Annotated in this window: 3 protein-coding genes and 1 pseudogene; all 4 read right to left on the bottom strand. The window is 79.3% G+C overall.

The window, feature by feature from the left end; genetic code table 11:
* Positions 1-531, bottom strand: a pseudogene (locus GTR00_RS19140) (molybdopterin-dependent oxidoreductase); the annotation flags it as partial.
* Between the two features lie 107 nt (positions 532-638).
* Positions 639-1,301 (bottom strand): RdgB/HAM1 family non-canonical purine NTP pyrophosphatase, encoded by a 663-nt coding sequence (gene rdgB / locus GTR00_RS19145; RefSeq protein WP_166613151.1) that lies wholly within the window; start codon positions 1,299-1,301, stop codon positions 639-641.
* On the bottom strand, positions 1,298-2,071 hold the full coding sequence (rph, locus tag GTR00_RS19150) for a ribonuclease PH (RefSeq protein ID WP_166613152.1): 774 nt from the start codon (positions 2,069-2,071) through the stop codon (positions 1,298-1,300). Before rph ends, rdgB begins: the two co-directional genes overlap by 4 nt.
* 65 nt (positions 2,072-2,136) lie before the next feature.
* Positions 2,137-2,304 carry a DUF4244 domain-containing protein gene (locus GTR00_RS26495; protein WP_166613153.1) on the bottom strand — a complete coding sequence of 56 codons (168 nt, stop codon included), beginning with the start codon at positions 2,302-2,304 and terminating at the stop codon, positions 2,137-2,139.
* Positions 2,305-2,310 lie beyond the last annotated feature (6 nt).

A 2,310-nucleotide genomic window follows, 5' to 3' on the forward strand; every position in this document is an offset into this window, starting at 1 on the left:
GGGCAGCACGATGCGGGCGCGGGACTCCTCGGCGCTGCGGGCGCCGGTGAGGACGCGGCCGGTCGCGCCGCTGGCCAGGCCGGCGGCGGCGACGCCGCCGAGCAGGACGGCGCGCCGGCGGGGTCCGTCGGCGCGCCCGCCGGGGGCGAGCCGGCGGGTCAGCAGCGTCAGGGCGAAGGCCCCGGCGGAGGCGCCGAGCGCGGAGGGCAGCGGGGACAGGGCGGTGGCGTCGGGGCGGGTGGCGGCGGCGAGGACGCCGAGGACGCCGAGGGCGGCCACGACGGCGACGCCGGCGGCCAGGCGGCGGCGGGCGAGGACGCCGGCGGCGGCGGCCAGGAGGGCGACGAGGACGGCCATCGTCCCGAGCAGCACCGCCTTGTCGGCGGCGCCGAAGGCGGAGATCGCGAACTCCTTCACCGGGGCGGGGACGCGGTCGACGACCGCGTCCCCGACGACGACGAGCGGCGCGGCCGACGGCGACAAGCCCCCGACGGGCAGGCCGGCCACGAGCTGCCCGGCGCCGAAGGTCACCCCGGCGGCGAGGACGCCGGCGAGCGCGGCGAGCCCGGTGCCCGCGCGGGGCCGGGGCCCCGCGCTCCCCCCGGGGGCGGGGGCCGCTGCGCGCTCGCTGCTCGTCCTCACACCGGGCGTTCGGAGCCGGTGGCCTCGCGGATGGGGCGCCCGTCGAGCACGGCGGCCAGGACGGGCGCCAGGGCGGTGAAGGCGCGGCCGCGGTGGCTGATCGCGTTCTTCTCCTGCGCGCTGTGCTCGGCGAGGGTGCGGGTGGCGCCCTCGGGCACGAAGACGGGGTCGTAGCCGAAGCCGCCGGCGCCGGCGGGGGCGGTGGCCAGGTGCCCGCGCAGGGTGCCCAGGACGACGTGCTCCTCGCCGGCGGGGGTGGCCAGGGCGGCGGCGCACACGAAGGCGCCGCCGCGGTGCTGCTCGGGCACGTCGGCGACCTGGGCGAGCAGCAGGTGCAGGTTCGCGGCGTCGTCGCCGTGCCGGCCGGCCCACAGGGCGGAGAAGACGCCCGGGGAGCCGCCCAGGACGTCCACGGCGATGCCGGAGTCGTCGGCGACGGCGACCACGCCGGTGGCGGCGGCCACGGCGCGGGCCTTGAGCAGGGCGTTCTCCTCGAAGGTGACGCCGGTCTCGGCGACCTCGGGGACGTCCTCGAAGGCGTCGACGCCGAGGACCTGCACGCCCGGCAGCAGCGGGGCCAGCACGGCGCGCAGCTCACCGACCTTGTGGGCGTTGCGGGTGGCGAGCACCACCCGGCGCTCGCCGGCGGGGGCGCTCACGAGGGCGTCCCGGGCAGCGGCGCGGCCAGCGCCTCGGCCTGCAGGGCGGCCAGGCGGGTGCACCCGCCGACGGCGAGGTCGAGCAGGGCGTCGAGCTCGGCGCGGTCGAAGGGGACGCCCTCGGCGGTGCCCTGGACCTCCACGAAGCGCCCGTCGCAGGTGACGACGACGTTCATGTCGGTCTCGGCCTTCACGTCCTCCACGTAGGGCAGGTCCAGGACGGGCCGGCCGCCGACGACGCCGACGCTCACGGCGCTGACGGAGCCGGTGAGCGGCTGCTTGGAGGGGCGCACCAGCCCGTGCGCCTTCCCCCAGGAGATCGCGTCGGCCAGGGCGACGTAGGCGCCGGTGATCGCGGCGGTGCGGGTGCCGCCGTCGGCCTGCAGCACGTCGCAGTCCAGGACGACGGTGTTCTCGCCCAGGGCCCGGGTGTCGACGACGGCGCGCAGGCTGCGGCCGATGAGCCGGGAGATCTCGTGGGTGCGCCCGCCGATGCGGCCCTTGACGGACTCGCGCTCGCCGCGGGTGTCCGTGGCGCGCGGCAGCATGGCGTACTCGGCGGTGACCCAGCCCTGCCCGGAGCCCTTGCGCCAGCGCGGCACGCCCTCGGTGAAGGAGGCCGCGCACAGCACGCGGGTGCGGCCGAACTCCACGAGGACGCTGCCCTCGGCGTGGTCGAGCCAGCCGCGGGTGATGCGCACCTCGCGCAGCTCGTCGGGGGCGCGGCCGTCGGCGCGGGCGCCGCCGGTGGTGGGGGTGGGGGTGCTCACCGGGCCACCCTCTCACCGGCGGCCGGGCCCACCCGACCGGCGCCGCGCAGGGCGCCGCGCCGGGCTCACCCGAGGGCCAGCGCCTGGCGCACCACGCCCAGCAGCAGCCCGCGCACCTCGGCGCTGCGCAGCACCGCGATGAGCAGGCCCGCGAACCCGCACGCCGCCAGCGTGGCCATGGCGTACTCGGCGGTGGCCATCCCGGCGTCCCGCTCGTCCCCGCGCGCACGCACCGGCTC

The organism is Kineococcus indalonis (assembly GCF_009906395.1).
In the GTDB taxonomy this organism is placed as follows: domain Bacteria; phylum Actinomycetota; class Actinomycetes; order Actinomycetales; family Kineococcaceae; genus Kineococcus; species Kineococcus indalonis.